The sequence below is a fragment of the Armatimonadia bacterium genome, assembly GCA_039679385.1.
Classification (GTDB): domain Bacteria; phylum Armatimonadota; class Zipacnadia; order Zipacnadales; family JABUFB01; genus JAJFTQ01.
Genome location: JBDKVB010000017.1, coordinates 23,184 through 40,526, shown reverse-complemented (window position 1 = coordinate 40,526; position 17,343 = coordinate 23,184). Strand labels below are relative to the sequence as shown.

Sequence of the window (17,343 nt, the reverse complement as noted above, 5' to 3'; positions counted from 1 at the left end):
TTCTGAAAGGACGAACCTCCTTGCTCAAAGGGCTCTTCAAGCGAGTCGGGGCCGCCATTCGTGGGCGGACGGTCGTAGATGACGATCTGATGGATGAGATCGAGGAAGCGCTGATCCAGGCCGACGTGAACGTGAACCTGGCGCTGGAGATCGTCCAGCACCTGCGCGAGCGGGCCGAGAAGCAGCACATCACCGATCCCGAGGGCCTCTTCGCGCTGCTGCGCGGCGAGGTCAAGGCTATCCTCAAGCCTGCCGAGAAGCAACTCAACACCGGGCCGACCGCGCCGACGACCTTCCTCATCCTGGGCGTCAACGGCGTCGGGAAGACCACCAGCATCGCCAAGATCGCGAACTGGTACCACCAGGCCGGCTACAAGGTCCTCATCGTTGCCGGGGACACCTTCCGGGCCGCCGCCGCGGAACAGTTGGAGGAGTGGGGACGCCGGGTCAACTGCGAGGTCATCCGTCAGCAGCAGGGCTCCGACCCCAGCGCCGTGGTCTACGACGCGCTGCAGGCGGCGAAGACCCGTGGGGCGAACTTGCTGGTGATCGACACGGCCGGTCGGCTCCACACCAAGCACAATCTCATGGAGGAGCTGGCCAAGATCGACCGCGTCATCGAGCGCGAGCTCGGCCGGCCTGCCGATGAGAAGCTGTTGGTGATCGACGGGACCACCGGGCAGAACGCCATCAGTCAGGTCAAGCAGTTCCATGAGATGGTCGGCGTGACGGGCCTCATGGTCACGAAGCTCGACGGCACGGCCAAGGGCGGCATCGTGCTGAGCCTGGTGAAGGAGTTCGGCATTCCCGTCAAGCTCCTGGGGATGGGGGAGAAGCTCGACGGCCTGCGGCTGTTCTCCTCCGATGAGTACGCCGACGCGATGTTCGAGAACGGCGACTAGACGAGACGGTTTCCATCTCACCGAGGGCGGCCGCCGGTATCGCTCCGGCGACTTGCCCGGTACACCCTTCAGGGCAGGTGATTGCCGATGGAAGACCTGTGCAGACTGGCGCTGGAGGCGGCAACGGCAGCGGGTGCCTCCTATGCAGATGCCCGCTATGTTAGTAGCCGCGCGGAGCAGGTCGAGACCAAGAACGGCACGGTAGAGGGACTGGCGTCCTCCCAGAGTCGGGGCATCGGCGTCCGTGTGATTGCCGACGGCGCCTGGGGCTTCGCCGCAACCTCCGTGCTGACACCAGAAGCCTTGCGCGAGACGGCGCAGTTGGCGGTGCGCATCGCAAAGTCCAGTGCGACGACCGCCCAGAAGCCGGTGGTGCTTTCCGAGCTGGAGCCCGCCACCGACCGCGTCGCCCATACCGCACGCAAGGACCCCTTCGACGTACCCCTCGACGAGCGCATCGGCCTACTGCTGGAGTGCGACAAGCTGATGGAGCAGGCTGCCGAGGTGCGCCTGCGCCAGGGCTTCATCAGGGCCCTGCGGATCGAGAAGTTCTTCGCCAGCACCGAGGGCGCCGAGATCCACCAGGACCGCATCGAGACCGGCGCAGGGATCGAGGCCACCGCGACCGACGGCCACGAGACTCAGCGTCGCACCTTCCCCAACTCTCACGGCGGCCAGATGGGAACCCGCGGCTGGGAGCTGGTCGAGGAACTTGACCTGCCCTCCGAGGCCGAGCGCATCGCCAAAGAGGCGGACGCGCTCCTCAAGGCCCCGCACTTCCCCGCGGGCAACTTCGACCTCATCCTCGAAGGCTCGCAGCTTGCCCTCCAGCTTCATGAGTCCTGCGGTCACCCGATTGAGCTCGACCGTGTACTGGGCTCCGAGGCCAGCTACGCCGGGACGAGCTTCCTCACGCCCGAGAAACTGGGCAACTTCCGCTACGGGTCGGAGGCGGTGAGCATCAACGCCGATGCGACTCTGCCCGGTGGCCTGGGGAGCTTCGCCTACGACGACGAGGGCGTTCCCGGGCAGCGCACGCAGATCGTCGAGCAGGGCATCTTCTGCGGCTATCTGACCTCTCGCGAGACGGCCCCGGTCATCGGTCGCGTCAGTCAGGGCGCGATGCGAGCCGACGGCTGGGCACGCACCCCGATCATCCGCATGACCAACGTGAACCTCGAGCCCGGCGAGTGGACCCTCGACGAGATCATCGGCGACACTCGCCACGGGTTCTTGCTGTGCACGAACACCTCCTGGAGCATCGACGACAAGCGCCTCAACTTCCAGTTCGGCACCGAGGCCGCCTACGAGATCACCGACGGCGACCTGGGGCAGATGTACCGCAACGCCACCTACCAAGGAATCACGCCGGAGTTCTGGGGCTCCTGCGACGCTGTCTCCGGTCGCGGCAAGGGCGAATGGGTCATCTGGGGCGTCCCCAACTGCGGCAAGGGCGAGCCGGGCCAGAGCGCTCACGTCGGGCATGGCGTCGCACCGGCACGGTTCCGCAAGGTTCGCTGCGGGGTCATGCAAGAGTCCGGTGAAGGAGGCGAGGGGAATGAGTAGCCAGCCTGCTGCGGCCGGACCCGGTCGCGAGGAAATGTTGCGCATGGCCCAGACGATCCTGGAGGCTTCCCGTGCCGACCAGACCGAAGTGATCGTCTTCAACGCTCGTGGCGGCCTCACGCGCTTCGCCAACAACGCCATCCATCAGAACGTGCACGAGGCTTCCGTAGACTGCTCGGTGCGAGCGGTGATCGGCAAGAAGATCGGTGTCGCCTGGGGCAACGACCCCTCACCGGAGGCGCTCAAAGACCTGGCGGCCCGAGCCTACGAACTCGCCCGACATGCACAGCCGAACGAGGAGTTCGTCTCGCTGCCCTCTCCCGCAGGAGCTGCGGGCTGTGAAGTCTCGCCCGTGCCCGCCACCGTGAACTGCGGACCAGAGCAGCGTGCCGAGTCCGTGCGCGAGATGATCGACATCGCCCGGGGCCAGTCGCTGTCTGCGGCAGGCCAAGTGGCGACGAGCGACGACGCCTTCCTGATCGCCAACTCCCTCGGTATCGAGGCCTACTGGGCCGTCAGCAACGCCCGGATGCGAGTGGTCATGCAGGGCGCCGACTCGACCGGCTTCGCCGAGGCCGTATCAGACGATGTGCAGAGTCTGTTAGCCAGGGAGGTCGGGTCGACAGCGGCCAGCAAGGCCGTGACCTCCGCCGGCCCCAAAGAGCTCGAGCCTGGTGCCTACACGGTCATCCTCGAGCCCCTCGCAGTGGAGGACATGGTCTCCACACTGACGGTATACGATATGAACGCTTTGGCTCACCAGGAGGGCCGGTCCTTCACCTCGGGCCATTTGGGCGAGAAGGTCTGCGGCGACAACATAACACTGTGGGATGACGGCTGCGATCCGCGCACCCATCGCCACCCCTATGACTTCGAGGGCGTTGTCCGAAAGCCGGTGACCCTGATTGAGAACGGGGTCCTCAAGGCTGTCACCTACGACTCCTTCACCGCTGGCCGCGAGGAAGGGGCTGTGAACACCGGCCATGCCCTGCCGGCGCCGAACACCTGGGGACCGGTTCCGATGAACGTGTTCCTGAAGCCGGGCGACTACAGCCTGGAGCAGATGATCGCGGAGACCGAACGCGGGGTGCTGGTGACTCGCTTCCACTACACGAACATGGTCCATCCGGCGCGCACCGTCCTCACCGGCATGACCCGCGACGGCACCTTCCTGATCGAGAACGGTCAGATCGTGGGCGGGCTCAAGAACATGCGGTTCACCCAGAGCATCCTCGAAGCCCTCAGCCACGTGGACATGATCGGCAGCGAGGGTGTCGCCTTCGACTACGCCTGGGTGCCGCCGCTGCGAATCGAGGGCTTCAACTTCAGCAGCGCGACGGCCTTCTGAGTCTCCTCGACCTCGCAATCTCGCACGCTCTTCGGCAGGGCTCGGTGCTTCACCGGGCCCTGCTTCGTCTCCCCAGGTACGCTGTCAGCGCCTGGTCGAAGGGGCGGCTCGTGTCGAGGAGTTCCTGATCGATTGCGAGCTTGCGGCAGCCGTCGCGAACCTGGGCGAGGAACTCGTGCAGCGCCCTCAGATAGTCGCGCCGAAGCTGCTCGGGCTGGGCCGCCAGACGTTGCCCGGTCTCCAGATCCTCGAACAGCGCCGGGCCACGGAAGCGGAACTCCAACTCCTCGGCATCCATCACCTGCAGCACCATCACGTCATGCCCGCGGTGTCGCAGATAGGCCAGGGCTCGCAGTACGCGGTCGAGATCATCCAGTAGATCGGAGATCACCACCACCAGGCCGCGGCGGGTGATGGTCGGCGTCGCAGCCTCCAGCGCCGCCGTCAGGTCAGTCTCGCGCGAGAGGTCGTCGTCGGAGGGTGGAAGCGCACCTCGACAGGCGGCATCGAGGGTGTCGAAGATCCGCTGCAGGTGGGCCGGCTTGGTGTGGGGAGGTAGCTGCAGTCGCAGTCGGTGGTCGAAGAGCAGCAGCCCGGTGGCATCGCGCTGATGGGTGGCGAGGTAGGCCAGACCGGCCGCCAGATAAGCGGCATACTCCAGCTTGCGCACCGGCGCACCGTAGTTCATCGAGCCGCTGACATCCACCATCAGGTGCACGTTGAGGTTGGTCTCCGCGTCGTACTCCTTCACGAAGAACCGGTCGCGGCGACCGTAGACCTTCCAGTCGATGTGCCGGGTCTCGTCGCCGGGGGTGTACTCGCGGTGGTCGGCAAACTCCACACTGGCGCCACGGTACGGGCTGCGATGTTGGCCGGAGAAATGGCCTTCCACGATCGCCCGGGCTCGCAGTTGCATGGTGGTGAGCTTCGCCACCGCCGCCGGTGTGAGTGCCTGCGTCACTTGCGTCATGCGCTGTCTCCGCTTGCGCTTCTCACGGGGTCGTCGGCCAGCTCCGCTCGGACTCCCGCCGCAGATGCCGGGCGTAGGCGACCACCGCAGACTCTTGCTCCTGGGTCTCGATGGCGCCTCGGCGTCGCCGCCGCACCTCGTCAATGGCGGCCCAGGGCTTCATGCCCCGGTGGACCAAGTAGGCGGCGATCATCGTCCCCGTTCGCCCACGACCGCCCATGCAGTGAACCATCACCGGCCGACCCAGGTCCAGGTAGCGCGTCACCGTAGCCACGAAGTCCTGCATCTGCTCCAGGGTCGGTGCGGAGAGGTCCTCGAAGGGGATGTGAGCGCCCTTGAGGCCCGCAGCGGCGGCCATCGCGGTCGGCCCGGGCTTCTCCGTCAGGTTCACCACCAGGCCGAAGCCCGCTCGCTGAAGCTCCTGCAGCTCCTCCCGGGAGGGCAGGGGCATGGCGGCCAGTTGCCCGTCAAGGACCCAGTCGGCGGATTCCGGAAGGCTTGGCAGACGAGACATGATCCGGCTCCCTGCAGTGATGGACCGGGGTTTGCCCTAGGAGACGCCGGCTTTCGTCTTGGCGGACACCTTGGCGGCCTCGCCGGCCAGCTCATCGGCCCGCTCGTTGTGCATCCGGCGGATGTGCTCGAAGACCACCTTCCCAAACCGCGGCATCAGCTCCCGCACCTGTAGGTGCAGGCGGCGTAGCTGAGCGTCCTTGACCCGGTACTGTCCGTTCATCTGCTTGACCAGCAACTCGCTGTCGGAGCGGATGACCAGGTGTGTGAGGCTCAGCGAGTGAGCCGCTTCCAGGGCCGCGATCACGGCACTGTACTCGGCGATGTTATTCGTTCCCTGCCCGAGGGGGATCGACCCCTCGGTAAGCGGGGTGCCCTTCTGATCGTAGATGACAAAGCCTGCTCCGGCAGGCCCGGGGTTCTTGAGACAGGCTCCGTCGGTGTAGATGACGCCGGGGCGGACGTTGGACATGCGACAACTCCGTTCTGTGGTGGAGACGAGCGCTCTTGCGGGCAGCGGTCGCCGTGGTTTGCTGATCTTGCGACGCGGTCCGCCTACTTCTTGCCTTCGTCCTGTGGCGGCGTGAACAGCGGCGGTGGTGGCGGCACCGGCGGCATCAGCGGGTTCACCGGCTCCTGCAGTGTGGTGGTGCTCGGCGTCTTGGCTGCGGGCTGCTCCGTTTGCGGCAGGCCCTGGGTCGGCCACAGGGGCTGCTCCACGGTCGGCGCAGGCACTACGGGCGACGGCCTGCCGAGGGCCTCAGCCATCCTCATCAGGTCGAAGCCCTCCTTGCGGATGCGCAGATCGTAGTACAGAAGCACCTGCCCCAGCATCATCACCGGACGCAGGATAACTGCCAGAGTAGCCGCCACCGCCTGGGTGATGACCTGGGCCATCGCGAACTTCTCGGGATGGCCGGTGACCACCATGAGCACCATCTGCAGCGGCCAGGTGATGCCCTGACTGCCGACGCTGATCATGAGCACCAGGATGGTCATGGTCCCCAGGACCGGCCAGAAGTACCCCGAGGTGAGGTCCCAACTGCGCCGCATGGCATCAAGGCCCCGGCGACCTTCGAGCACAACCACAATGGAGGGGGCGAACATGTAGCGGATATACAGCCACACGAGCACGACCAGGCCGGGGAGGATGAGCAGCACCAGTCCGATAGCGAAGCAGAGGTACACCCAAAGGCCCACGACCAGCGAGGTCCACAGGACTGCTCCCCAGTGCTTGAGGGCGGCCTGGTAGGCTCCCGAGACGGTGATGGGGTAGCCTAGGTAGCGGTCCGAGATGGCCAGCGCCAGCGCTGCCTCTCCCAACGGCAGGAGTAACAGCGCGATGAAGAAGGCGACCAGGAACCCCGCACCACCGACGGCCAATTGGTCCCAGGGGATCTCCTCGCCCGGTGCCGTCATTGCCCGGCGGAAGATGAAGAAGGAAGCGGCCACCTGCAGCACCATCAGCGGCACCTGCACGATCGCTGCGATCCCCAGCAGCGGCCCGAAGTTGTGCCGGTACAGACGAATGGTCGCGTCGATGATGTCCGCGATCGTCATCGGCCGGAGCTCAAGCGGTTCCTGCGACATGCCGATCCCCCGCGCGGGACCAGATTAGGTGCTCAAGCGACGCCGTGAGCGTGCCGATACAGAGAACATAACGCCCACGGGAGCTGGTCAGGATGATCCTTGCAGCGACTCTCGTTTTCCTGGTATGTGGCCTCCTCGGACTATCCGCCTGTGCCGCCGCAGCCCGTGCCGAGGTAGCTGCAGAGCGCCTGAGACCCTCTGGCCGGAGGCAAGCGGCCTTGGCTGCGGAGGAGGAGCTCGCTGCCTAGTCTGGGCCCTGTGTGCGACGGCCCGAGCTAACGGGGCACTTCCTGAATCGTCCCGTCTGCGCACACGATCTTGGGGAAGGCCCGTTCGCCGGCGATCTTCGCACCCTCCGGCACCGTGGCGCCCTCCTCGACCACGCAATCGTGAGCCTTGGCGCCCTTCGCCACCTGCCCTCCGGTGAACACCGCAATATCCTTGATCTCTGCCCCGGGCTCCACTCGGCAGCCGTCCATCAGCACCACATTGGGGCCCAGCTTGGCGTCTGTGACCTCGCACCCCTCACCCACATAGACCGGCGGACGGAAGATGCTGTCATCGGAGATCTTGGCGCTGGGTGCGAAGTACACGCCTCGTGCGTCTCCATAGCGGTCCTGCATGATCATCTCGTTGAGGGCTATCACCGCGCTCGGCCGGGCTACATCCGACCAGTAGCCTTCCAGCTCCACCGCACGGATACGCTTGCCCTCCTGGACCATCTGCTGCACGGCCTCCGGAAGCTCAATCTCGCCGCGCTTCGAGGGCTTGAGCGTCTTCACGCGATCCAGGATATCCGCCGTGTAGACGAAGAGCCCGGCGTTGTTGAAGTGCGTCGCGGCAGTGCCCTTCGGCGGCTTCTCCTCAATCCTCTCCACGAAGCCGTCCTGCACGTAGACTGCAGCACCCTCGTAGGGGTCCTCCACCCAGTTCAGTGATAGCACCGCGTCGGTCTTGCCCGGCTCAAAGGCGCTGATGACCTTCTTGTAGTTCCGTGGTGGAACGATGATATCGCCCCAGGACATGAAGAAGGGCTCGCCGCCGATGAATTCCTCGGCAAGTAGCGCGGCGGCACCCGTCCCCTTCATCTCCTCCTGCACGAGGTAGGTGATCCTCACACCAAGGCGGCCGCCGTCCCCGAAGTACTCGCGAATCATGTCACCCAGGTGCCCGACGATAAGGGCGAAATGGTCCACGCCGGCATCCCGGGCGCCGGTGACGATGTGCTCCAGCATGGGGCGGTCAAGCACGGGTACGAGCGGCTTGGGGCGTCGCTCGGTGAGGGGCAGCATGCGCGTCCCCTTGCCGGCAGCGAGGATTACGCCTTTCACAGATCAATCACCTCGGGCGGATGCCCTCCGGGCAGAATCACAGGCAACCGCCAGGGACCTTCCGAGCATGTCTGGAAGCCCCTGCAGCCACCTTCGCGGTTGTCTTTCGTGGTACAATGCCTTGGTCTGGCGGGACGACCAGCGACCATCTTACAACATCCTGCCGACCGCACCAAGAGCAACACGCCTGGGAGGGCTGGACGTGGAAGTCTTCGTCGAGAACGGACTCGCCGGATGTGAGTTGGCGAGGCAGCGCGGGACGGTCACCCTGGTAGTCGACGCCCTGCGTGCCAGCGCTATGGTCACCTCTCTGTTCCACTATGGTACGCAGCGCCTGCTGGTAGTGCGTGAGGTCGAGGAAGCCTTCGCCGAGCGCGAAGGACAGACTGGTGTGCTCCTCGTGGGCGAGCGTGGCGGACCGATGGTGCCCGGTTTCGACCTCGGCAACAGCCCCTTGCAACAGGCCCCCGACCGCGATATCAGCAAGCTCCTCTTCAGTTCCTCGAACTGCTCCCGCTGCTGCGTGGGTGTCGCCGGGTTGCCCGCCTTCCTGGCAAGCACAGTCAACGCTACCGCAGTCGCTCGGACGGTCCTGGCGATCTGTGAGAACGTCGGCAAGCAGGAGCTCGTGATCGTCACGGCGGGCTCCGCCGACGACGAGGCGTTGCTGACCATCGAAGACCATGTGGCGGCCGGAGCGATCCTGGCGGCCTGCGAGAACCAGGGCGCTACGGTCAGCGTCGGCAATGACCGCGCCGAGGTCTGTCGACTGGCCTTCGGCGACGGCACCCAGGAGTGGGTGACGGAGCGCTTCACGCAGTCGCAGAACGGCTTGCGCCTCGCTCGTCTCGGCCTTGGCACGGACGTGGAGTTCGCTTCGCGGTTGGATGTCTTCGACCTGGTGGTGCGCATTGACGGCGTCCTTCCCTTGCGCTCAGGGGGCCAGGGAGCGCTGCTTCTGCGGCATGGCTAACCGGGCTGCTACCCACTTCCTGGTGAGGTGCCGTTGGGCCTTCCAGCGGCCAAAGTGGGTGAGCGCCAGACCGCTAACGCCTTCCCTTGCACCCTGAGAAGTGGTAGGCTGAGGGCCGAATCTACCAGGGGATAAGGGAATATGAAAACCCTCTACGTCGCAGTGACGCTGCTGCTGGTTGCCGTCGTCGCGCAGGCCGAGGTCATGTTCACGGATTCCTTTGAAACGCCAGGCCCCGTAAGCTGGCAGACCACCTGGGGCAAGGCCGAACGCTCTCAGGAGTTGGCCCAGGACGGCAAGTGGGCGGTCAAAGAGACCGTCGAGGACAAGTACGGGCTGTCGGTGTGGTATGCGGAGTTCCCTGCCACTCCGGGGGCCACGTACCGCGCCGGCGCCTGGGTCTACGTGCCGGAAGGCCAGGCTCTGAACAAGGCTGCCCTGGCCTTCTCGCAGACGGACTGGCAGCAGGTCGCCCAGTCCATCAGCACCGAGACCGGCAAGTGGGTGCAGCTCAAGGTCGAGTACCGCAACCTCAACCTGCCTCGCTTGCGGCTGCAGCTTTTCCAGTCCGGCCAGCGCGCGGGACTCGGCGGCTGCGTGATCTACTGGGACAACGTAACCCTTGAACGGGAAATGGGGGAGTTGACCGTGCAGGACGGGATTCGCATCAACCCCTACGTGCGCGAGGGCCTGGACGTGACACCGGCCGGCGGGATGAAAGTCCGTGTGGCGCCGGGTACCATCGATGTGGATGGTGTAGCAGTGACGGTGGCTGCGGAGACCGTCCTTGAGCTCGCACCGGCCCGAACAGTCTCGGTGCGCGATGAAGCGCTCACCCTCAGCGAGGATGCGCCGAAGGGCTGGGGTAAGGGCACGTCGCTGCGTGGCTGCGTCTCCCGGGGTACGACCCTGGCCGGCTGTCTGGTACCCGACTCGCTGGTGATCAAGGCCGCTGCCGGACCGGAAGGCCGTCGACTCGCCGAGGGCACGGACTGGCGCGCCGACAAGCTCTGGGGCAAGGTCGGCCGGATGCCGGAGAGCCCAGTCACCGCCACGACCACCGTCTACGCCGACTATGACTACAGCCTCCTGCGCGTCGACACGCTCGAGGTGCGCTCCGACGGCAAGGTCGTCCTCCGCACTGGCGCTGAGCACAAGTCCATTCCCGAGCCGCCCGCTGTGGATGCCGGAGCCCGGGCGCTGTGCAACCTCTACCTCCCCTACCACTGCACGGAGCTCACCGCGGCGGAGCTATACCCCGTCGGTATCCCCTTCCCGGAGCCCGGTCAGGCCGAACTCCAGGCAAGGGCCGCCACTGTGGCCAAGACCCGCGAGAAGCTGGAAGCCGGCGGCGACTTCACCCTGGTGTTCTGGGGTGATTCGGTGACTTGCGGTGGCGACTCCAGCGTCCCGGAGAAGATGTTCACGCGAGCCTTCACCACCTGGCTCCGCGACCGCTACCCGCAGACCCGCATCAATTCGATCAACTCGGGGACGGGCGGTTGGAACACCCAGAGCAAGCTTCCGCTCTTCCAGCAGGAAGTGCTCGACAAAAGGCCCGATCTGGTCATCATCGAGTTCGTCAATGACATGGGCATGGGCCGCGACCAGATCTTCCGCAACTACACGGAGGCCGTGAGCAAGATCCGTGCGCAGGGCGGCGAGGTCATCATCCTGACCCCCCACTTCACGCGCCCCGACATGATGGGCACGACCGACCTGCGAACCGGTGAGACCCGGGCAGCCGTGGGTTTCCTCAAGGAGTTCGCCGCGGAGAACAACGTAGGGCTTGCCGATGCCTCGCGACGCTGGGCACACCTGTGGCAGGAGGGCCTGCCCTACATGACGCTGCTCACCAACGGTATCAACCACCCGGACGACCGCGGGCACTGGCTGTTCGTCCAGGAGTTGCAGGAGTTCTTCCGCTAAGAGGCCCCAGAGACCGGCATCGACGGCCCTTGCTGCGATGCCCGAGTCTGCTGGAGACCACCCGATTCCGGGAGGCCGGACACCATGAGAGGGCTGCTGGCCGCCGGGCTGTCCATGATGATGGCAGTCTGCTTCGCGGCCGATATCCCGCTGCAGATCGCGGTCTCCAGTCGCGTGCCCTGCAGTGGCGACGTGATCCGCCTGGCCGCCTGTCCGACCGCCGCAGCCTCCGCGCCCATCTCCGGGGATGTCATCTTCTCTGTGGAGCAGGAGGGTCGAGAGCGCCCCGTCGGCAAGACCCGAGTCGCCCCTGACCCCAACCGACCCTTCGAGCCGAGCGTCGAATGGCGCGCTGGTCTCCCCGGCCTCTACCGCGTGATCGTGCGCCAGACCGAGGCAGGTCAGCCGGTAGCGAGGCTCCTGCTTCCCGTGGTGGCGCAGCCCGTGTTCTTCGGCTGGTATGGCCCCACACGCCCCGAAGTGGAGTGGATGACCCATCATCTCACCGCTTCAGCCGCCGAGATCGAGGCCCTCCATGCCCGTGGCGTAGTAGCGCTCAAGAGGGCCGACGGAGTGAGCTACTTCGGCGGCACCCGCTGGGAGCACATCCCGCCGGGGCTGGACATGGGTGCCCTTGCGCCTCGTATCCTCAAAGACTACACTGACACCCGGCCCTGGGACGGCATCGCCATCGACGAGCTGGGGATGTGGGACCAGCATCCGGAGCAGACGGCCCTGGCCCTGGAGTTCGGTAAGATCCTCAAGCAGGCCCGGCTCGATCGCCCCGACCAGTTCGTGGCCGTCTGGCAGTTCGGCTCCCTCACACCGCTGGAGTGCAACCTCTTCCGCGACAGCGCCGACGTCATCCTGTGTGAGGTGTACGAGAACTACTTCCGCGCCTGGAATGACCTACACTCCTTCGAGGACTACCTGACTCAGCGCGTCCAGGTTGCCCGCTCGATGCAGGTGATCAAGAAGACCATCCTTGGCCTGTCGATCTCCAGCGACTTCGGCGACGTGACCCCGGAGGAGCTCGAGGAACAGGTCCGTCGAGTGCGTATGCAGGGCCCCGAGATGCGCGGCCTGGCGTTCTTCACTACCGGCCGCTGCAGCGACGCGGTCCTGAAGCGTGCCAACGAGTGCTGTTTCCGCTACTTCGTCCGCCCGGTGGTCGGCTTCTTCTCGGAGGGCGACCTGACGCTCTCCGACCACCAGCCGGTGGACCAGGGAACCGTGAGGCTTCAGGCGACGGTTCATAACGTTGGGGGAATGGACGCTCGGCAGGTCCGCGTGCGATTCTGGGACGGCGACCCCGCGAAGGGTGGCGAACCGATCGGCGGGCCGCAGTTCATCACGCGGCTGCCCGCAGCTCGGTGGGTCGACCCGGACGGGCTCAACACCCGCAGCAAGGAGCCGGCCGAGACCCTGCGCAGAGAGGGCTTTGGGATCGTCACCGTTTCGGTCCCCTGGAAGGCCAAACGTGGGCCGCACCAGTTGTGGGCTGAGATCGTCCCCGACTCCCAGTACACCACCTTGCGCGGCTTCCAGGAGTTGCGGGTAACGGTACGCTAGTCACGAGACCAGGCAGACCCCTCGGCAGCTTGCCCGGCTTGCCCGATCCCTGCAGGCCGATTGCGGCTGGTTGGACAAGGGAAAGCGGCAGCGTCCGGGGAACCTTCCACTATCCGTTACGTGTGCATAACAAAGGAGTTGGCGAGATTCCATGTCTGACGCTGTGCTTGCCGATCTGGTGGCCATGTCCAACCGTCTGGGCGACCCGTCCAATGACTTCGCAATCCTGGGCGAGGGCAACACTTCCGCTCGGATGGACGACGAGACCTTCTGCGTGAAGGCCTCCGGGACTGAGCTGCGCACCATCACCGCCGAAGGCTTTGTCCGCGTGCGCTTCAACAAGGTGCTCGAGCTGCTTGACGCTACCGACATCTCCGACGCCGCAGTCAAGAAGGGCTTCGCCGATGCCTCCGTCAACGCCAAGGGTCGTCGCCCCTCGGTGGAGGCCCTGCTGCATGCCATCATGCTGAGCATGGAGGGCGTGAACTTCGTCGCTCACACCCACCCGACCGCGATCAACATCATCACCTGCGCACGGGACGGGCAGAAGGCCTTCGAGGGTCGCATCTTCCCGGACGAGATCGTCTGCTGCGGTGTCGCCCCGGTCTGGATCCCCTACACCGATCCGGGTGTGCCCCTGGCCCGCAAAGTGAAGGCCGAGGTCGAGGCCTACGTGGAGCGCTACGGAATGCGCCCGAAGACCATCCTGGTCCAGAACCACGGGCTCATTACCCTGGGAGGCACGCCGGCCGAGGTCGAGAACGCGACCCACATGGCCTGCAAGACCGCTCGCATCCTCGTCGGCACCTATGCCCTGGGCGGCCCGAACTTCTTCTCGCAGGAGCAGGTCGACGCCATCTTCGCCCGGCCGGACGAGAAGTACCGCATGGCAATCCTGGAAAAGCGAGGATAGAACGCGTCGCGGGCCGCGAACCGGCCTCCCGGGTGCGTTCTCTGGTAGGAAAGGAAATGTGACATGACCTTCGACGAATACAAAGCCGGCGCCGGTGATATTGCTCCGAGGATGTTGGCATGGCAGGTCTTCGGGAAGGACCTGGAGTCCTTCGGCAAGGGCGGCAAGCCGGTCGAGATCCCGACCTACGAGGTCGGTCCCGATCAGCTTCTCGCGCGCGTCGATGCGGCGGGACTGTGCTTCTCCGACATCAAGATCCTCAACCTTGGCGGCGAGCACCCGCGACTGTACAGCCGCGATCTGGCGAACGACCCCATCGTGATCGGTCATGAGGCGGCCATCACCATCGTCAAAGTCGGCGACAACTACAAGGGCAAGTACAACGTCGGCGAACGCTTCGTGGTCCAGGCCGAGGCCTACTACAAGGGCAAGAACCTCGCCTTCGGGTACATGCTTCCGGGCGCGCTTGAGGAGTACACCATCCTCGGCCCGGAGCTGCTTGAGGGCGACGATGGCTGCTATCTGATCCCGATGGCCGATGAGGCGGGCTATGCTGAGGCCGCCCTGGCCGAGCCCTGGGCCTGTGTCGTCTGCGCCTATCGGGTGCGGCCGCGCAAGGTCCTCAAGCAGGGCGGAGTCGTCTGGGCAATCGGCGCCCCGGGCTGCGAGAAGACCGGCTACAGCATCGGCTCCTTCGAGTACGCCAGCGTCTTCCCGGCCAAGGTACTGCTGACTGATGTCCCGGCCTCCGTCGCCGGCGACCTCAAGAGCCTGTGCTACACGGCGGGCATCACGGTCGAGGAGACCAAGCCGCTGTCCGAGCTCGATCCCGAGGCCCTTCTCGGTGAGGCCGGAGCCGACGACATCTTCATCCTCGGCGACCCGTCGCCCGAGCTGGTCGAGATGGCTGCGGCACGGCTGGGCAAGCACGGCGTGCTCAACCTCATCACGCGCAACAAGCTGGCCCGCAAGCTCAGCATCGACGTGGGCCGCATCCACTACGACGGCCACTTCTACCAGGGCGCCAGCGGCTCCGACGTTTCCGCCGGCTACTACAGCACCCGTGGCCCCGAGTTCAAGCGCGGCGGCAAAGCCTGGTTCCTCGGTGGCGCAGGTCCGATGGGGCAGATGCACGTGCAGTTGGCCGTCGAGACCTCCGATGGCCCCTCCGTGGTCGTCGCCAGCGACATCGACGGCGAGCGCCTCGCAACCTTGCCGGAGCGCTTCGGCGCAGCGGCCAAGGCGAAGGGCAAGCAGCTCCTCTGCCTGAACCCCAAAGAGATGACCCCGGAGGAGTTTGACGCCAAGCTCCGGGAAATCGCCCCGGAGGGCTTCGATGACGTCGTCGTCTTGGTTCCGGCTCCGGTGCTCGTCTCTCAGGGCGCGGACTACGTTGCCGACGGCGGATGGCTCAATATCTTCGCCGGCGTGGCACGCGGGACCATGGCAAACCTCGATGTCAGCGACGTTGCGCTGCGCAAGGTCCGCTACACCGGCAGCAGCGGCTCCTCCATCGACGACCTGCGCAAGGTCCTCCACATGGCCGAGGAGGGCGAGCTCTCTCCGAACCGCTCCGTGGCTGCCGTTGGTGGCCTGCCCGCGGCGCATGAGGGCCTCGCAGGTGTCAAGGCAGCCCGCTTCACGGGCAAGGTCGTCATCTACCCGCAGATCAAGGACCTGCCTCTGACCCCGCTCGAAGACCTGAAGGACTCCCTTCCCGAGGTCGCGGCCAAGCTGAGCCCCGAGGGTGCCTGGACCAAGGAAGCCGAGCAGGCGCTCATCGAGCACTTCCTTCCGTGAGGACCGAGGTCGGGTCGACCGGCTGATCCGTCGGCCCGACCTTCGCCTGACGAACCACCCTGACGCAGAGCGTCATACCGAACCGAGAGGTCCTGACCCATGGCAACACCTGACACCTATCCACAACCCAACCCGGCGCCGCGTCTGTCGGGTAAGTACGCCATCGTCACCGGGTCCGCGCAGGGCCTGGGCGAGGCCATCGCAGCCTGCCTGGCCTCCCACGGCTGCAACCTCATGCTCACTGACGTCAACGCCGTCGGTGTCGAGGAAGTCGCACGCCTGCTGACCGACAAGTACGGAGTGCAGGCCTTCGGCCTCGGCTGCGACATCACCGACGAAGCCCAGGTGCTGGGCGCCTTCGACAAGCTCCGCGAGCGCTTCGGCCGCCTCGACCTTCTCGTGAGCAACGCCGGGATCCTCACTTCGGGCCCCATCACCGAGTTCGAGGTCGCCAAGTGGCGCAAGGTCATCGACGTCAATCTGGTCGGCTACATGGTCATGGCCAAGCACGCCGCCAAGATGATGATTGCGCAGAAGTCCGGCGCCATCATCCAGATCAACAGCAAGTCGGGCAAGACCGGCAGCAGCAAAAACAGCGCCTACGCTGCCAGCAAGTTCGGCGGCATCGGCCTGACCCAGAGCCTGGCCCTGGAGCTCGCCGAGCACGGCATCCGCGTCAACTCTATCTGCCCCGGCAACCTGCTGGATTCGCCGCTGTGGCAGGACAGTCTGTACGAGCAATACGCGAAGCGCTGGAACAAGACGGTCGAGGAAGTCCGGTCCATGTACGTCGACAAGGTCCCGATGAAGCGCGGCTGCGCCTACGCGGATGTCTGCGCAGTGCTTCTGTACCTGGCCAGCGATGAGTCCTCCTACGTGACCGGTCAGGCACTAAACGTTGACGGCGGACAGACCATGCACTAGATGCGCTTCGAGGCCCGGGCCAAAGAGCCGGGTGCATACCTCGAGAAGCAGGAGGTAAGGGCGGATGCGAACGGGCCTGTGGTTGGTGTGCCTGGGCGGACTCGTGAGCCTGACATGGATGCTGGGCGGCTGCGGCAATCCGAGTGCTGTCGACGATATTCCCTCGGCGCCCAGCGTGAGCCTCAACGAAGCCACACCGGAGGGACCGTCCGCGGAAGCTCCGGCAGCCATCCCTGAAGAGAACGCAGCCCCTGAGGTCGCCGCGCCTGAGAACGTGGCTCCGGCAGGGCCTGCTCCCGAGCCGCCCCAGGAGACGGTGCCCCAGAGTCCGGCCGACCAGCCGGTCACACCCGGCAACTAGCAGGAGGTGGGTAGGGTGGAGCTGTACGATGTGATTCAGTCGCGTCGCAGTATTCGCGCCTACAAGCCTGACGCGGTCGAGGCCGACAAACTCAACCGCGTTCTCGAAGCCGGTCGTCTGGCACCGACTGCCGCCAACCGCCAGCCGGTGCAGATCCTCGTGATCACTGGTGCAGCGCGGGAGAAGCTCAAGGCCGCCTACGGACGTGAGTGGTGCTGGAGCGCTCCCGCAGTGATCGTCGTCTGCTCGCAGTCGGATCGTGCCTGGACGCGCTCCGACGGCAAGTGCTTCGCCGATGTTGACGCCGCAATCGTGATGGACCATATCATTCTCGCAGCTACCGCGGAGGGGCTCGGAACCTGCTGGATCGGCGCCTTCGATGCAAAGGCGCTCTCGAGCGCCCTGAGCCTGCCCGAGGAGCTGGAGCCTGTTGTACTAACCCCGCTGGGCTATCCGGCAGAGAGCCCGGCGGCACGCGATCGCAGACCCTTGGAAGCTATGGTGCAGCACGTCACCTCTTGACGCCGGCCCCGGCAACCGACCAGTGAGTTGGTCCGGCCGGGTCGGCGTTCGTTAGCTCTGCCCCAGAGCCCGCAGTTGAACGGCAGGTGGCTCCGGCCCCGGTACTGCCCGCGAGTCAGCGGTCACGTG

16 protein-coding genes are annotated in these 17,343 nt (G+C 65.7%); 11 read left to right on the top strand and 5 right to left on the bottom strand.

What is annotated here, in order from left to right:
* Positions 1–20 precede the first annotated feature (20 nt).
* The 3 genes from ftsY to ABFE16_01660 all read left to right on the top strand — a co-directional run bounded on the left by ftsY (position 21) and on the right by ABFE16_01660 (position 3,816).
* Positions 21–902, top strand: a complete 882-nt coding sequence (ftsY, locus tag ABFE16_01670; GenBank protein MEN6343977.1) for a signal recognition particle-docking protein FtsY — start codon at positions 21–23, stop codon at positions 900–902.
* Positions 903–989: 87 nt separating this feature from the next.
* On the top strand, positions 990–2,468 hold the full coding sequence (locus ABFE16_01665; GenBank protein MEN6343976.1) for a TldD/PmbA family protein: 1,479 nt from the start codon (positions 990–992) through the stop codon (positions 2,466–2,468).
* Positions 2,461–3,816 carry a TldD/PmbA family protein gene (locus ABFE16_01660; protein MEN6343975.1) on the top strand — a complete coding sequence of 452 codons (1,356 nt, stop codon included), beginning with the start codon at positions 2,461–2,463 and terminating at the stop codon, positions 3,814–3,816. Before ABFE16_01665 ends, ABFE16_01660 begins: the two co-directional genes overlap by 8 nt.
* Positions 3,817–3,865: 49 nt before the next feature.
* Here the strand turns inward: ABFE16_01660 and ABFE16_01655 are convergent, their stop codons facing one another.
* The 5 genes from ABFE16_01655 to ABFE16_01635 all read right to left on the bottom strand — a co-directional run bounded on the left by ABFE16_01655 (position 3,866) and on the right by ABFE16_01635 (position 8,220).
* The gene (locus tag ABFE16_01655; protein ID MEN6343974.1) at positions 3,866–4,786 is read right to left on the bottom strand and encodes a DUF58 domain-containing protein; all 921 of its coding nucleotides are present in this window, start codon (positions 4,784–4,786) and stop codon (positions 3,866–3,868) included.
* Positions 4,787–4,808: 22 nt separating this feature from the next.
* Positions 4,809–5,300, bottom strand: a complete 492-nt coding sequence (locus ABFE16_01650) for a dual specificity protein phosphatase family protein (GenBank protein MEN6343973.1) — start codon at positions 5,298–5,300, stop codon at positions 4,809–4,811.
* Positions 5,301–5,336: 36 nt separating this feature from the next.
* On the bottom strand, positions 5,337–5,771 hold the full coding sequence (locus tag ABFE16_01645; protein ID MEN6343972.1) for a ribonuclease HI family protein: 435 nt from the start codon (positions 5,769–5,771) through the stop codon (positions 5,337–5,339).
* An 83-nt stretch (positions 5,772–5,854) separates the two neighbouring features.
* On the bottom strand, positions 5,855–6,889 hold the full coding sequence (locus tag ABFE16_01640) for a hypothetical protein (GenBank protein MEN6343971.1): 1,035 nt from the start codon (positions 6,887–6,889) through the stop codon (positions 5,855–5,857).
* Between the two features lie 275 nt (positions 6,890–7,164).
* Positions 7,165–8,220, bottom strand: coding sequence for a sugar phosphate nucleotidyltransferase (locus ABFE16_01635; protein MEN6343970.1), 1,056 nt, complete (start codon positions 8,218–8,220; stop codon positions 7,165–7,167).
* 202 nt (positions 8,221–8,422) lie between these two features.
* Between ABFE16_01635 and ABFE16_01630 the strand changes: the two genes are divergently transcribed.
* The 8 genes from ABFE16_01630 (at position 8,423) to ABFE16_01595 (ending at position 17,214) form a co-directional block, all read left to right on the top strand.
* Positions 8,423–9,193 carry a 2-phosphosulfolactate phosphatase gene (locus ABFE16_01630; GenBank protein MEN6343969.1) on the top strand — a complete coding sequence of 257 codons (771 nt, stop codon included), beginning with the start codon at positions 8,423–8,425 and terminating at the stop codon, positions 9,191–9,193.
* Between the two features lie 141 nt (positions 9,194–9,334).
* Positions 9,335–11,122, top strand: coding sequence for a GDSL-type esterase/lipase family protein (locus ABFE16_01625; protein ID MEN6343968.1), 1,788 nt, complete (start codon positions 9,335–9,337; stop codon positions 11,120–11,122).
* Positions 11,123–11,206: 84 nt separating this feature from the next.
* Positions 11,207–12,694, top strand: coding sequence for a hypothetical protein (locus ABFE16_01620; protein ID MEN6343967.1), 1,488 nt, complete (start codon positions 11,207–11,209; stop codon positions 12,692–12,694).
* A 151-nt stretch (positions 12,695–12,845) separates the two neighbouring features.
* Positions 12,846–13,607 (top strand): class II aldolase/adducin family protein, encoded by a 762-nt coding sequence (locus ABFE16_01615; GenBank protein MEN6343966.1) that lies wholly within the window; start codon positions 12,846–12,848, stop codon positions 13,605–13,607.
* Positions 13,608–13,670: 63 nt separating this feature from the next.
* Positions 13,671–15,407, top strand: coding sequence for an alcohol dehydrogenase catalytic domain-containing protein (locus tag ABFE16_01610; GenBank protein ID MEN6343965.1), 1,737 nt, complete (start codon positions 13,671–13,673; stop codon positions 15,405–15,407).
* 99 nt (positions 15,408–15,506) lie between these two features.
* Complete coding sequence (srlD, locus tag ABFE16_01605) at positions 15,507–16,331, top strand: sorbitol-6-phosphate dehydrogenase (GenBank protein ID MEN6343964.1); 825 nt, start codon at positions 15,507–15,509, stop codon at positions 16,329–16,331.
* 64 nt (positions 16,332–16,395) lie between these two features.
* A complete protein-coding gene (locus ABFE16_01600) occupies positions 16,396–16,692 on the top strand; it encodes a hypothetical protein (protein ID MEN6343963.1) in 297 nt (98 codons plus the stop codon).
* A gap of 15 nt (positions 16,693–16,707) precedes the next feature.
* A complete protein-coding gene (locus tag ABFE16_01595; protein ID MEN6343962.1) occupies positions 16,708–17,214 on the top strand; it encodes a nitroreductase family protein in 507 nt (168 codons plus the stop codon).
* Positions 17,215–17,343 lie beyond the last annotated feature (129 nt).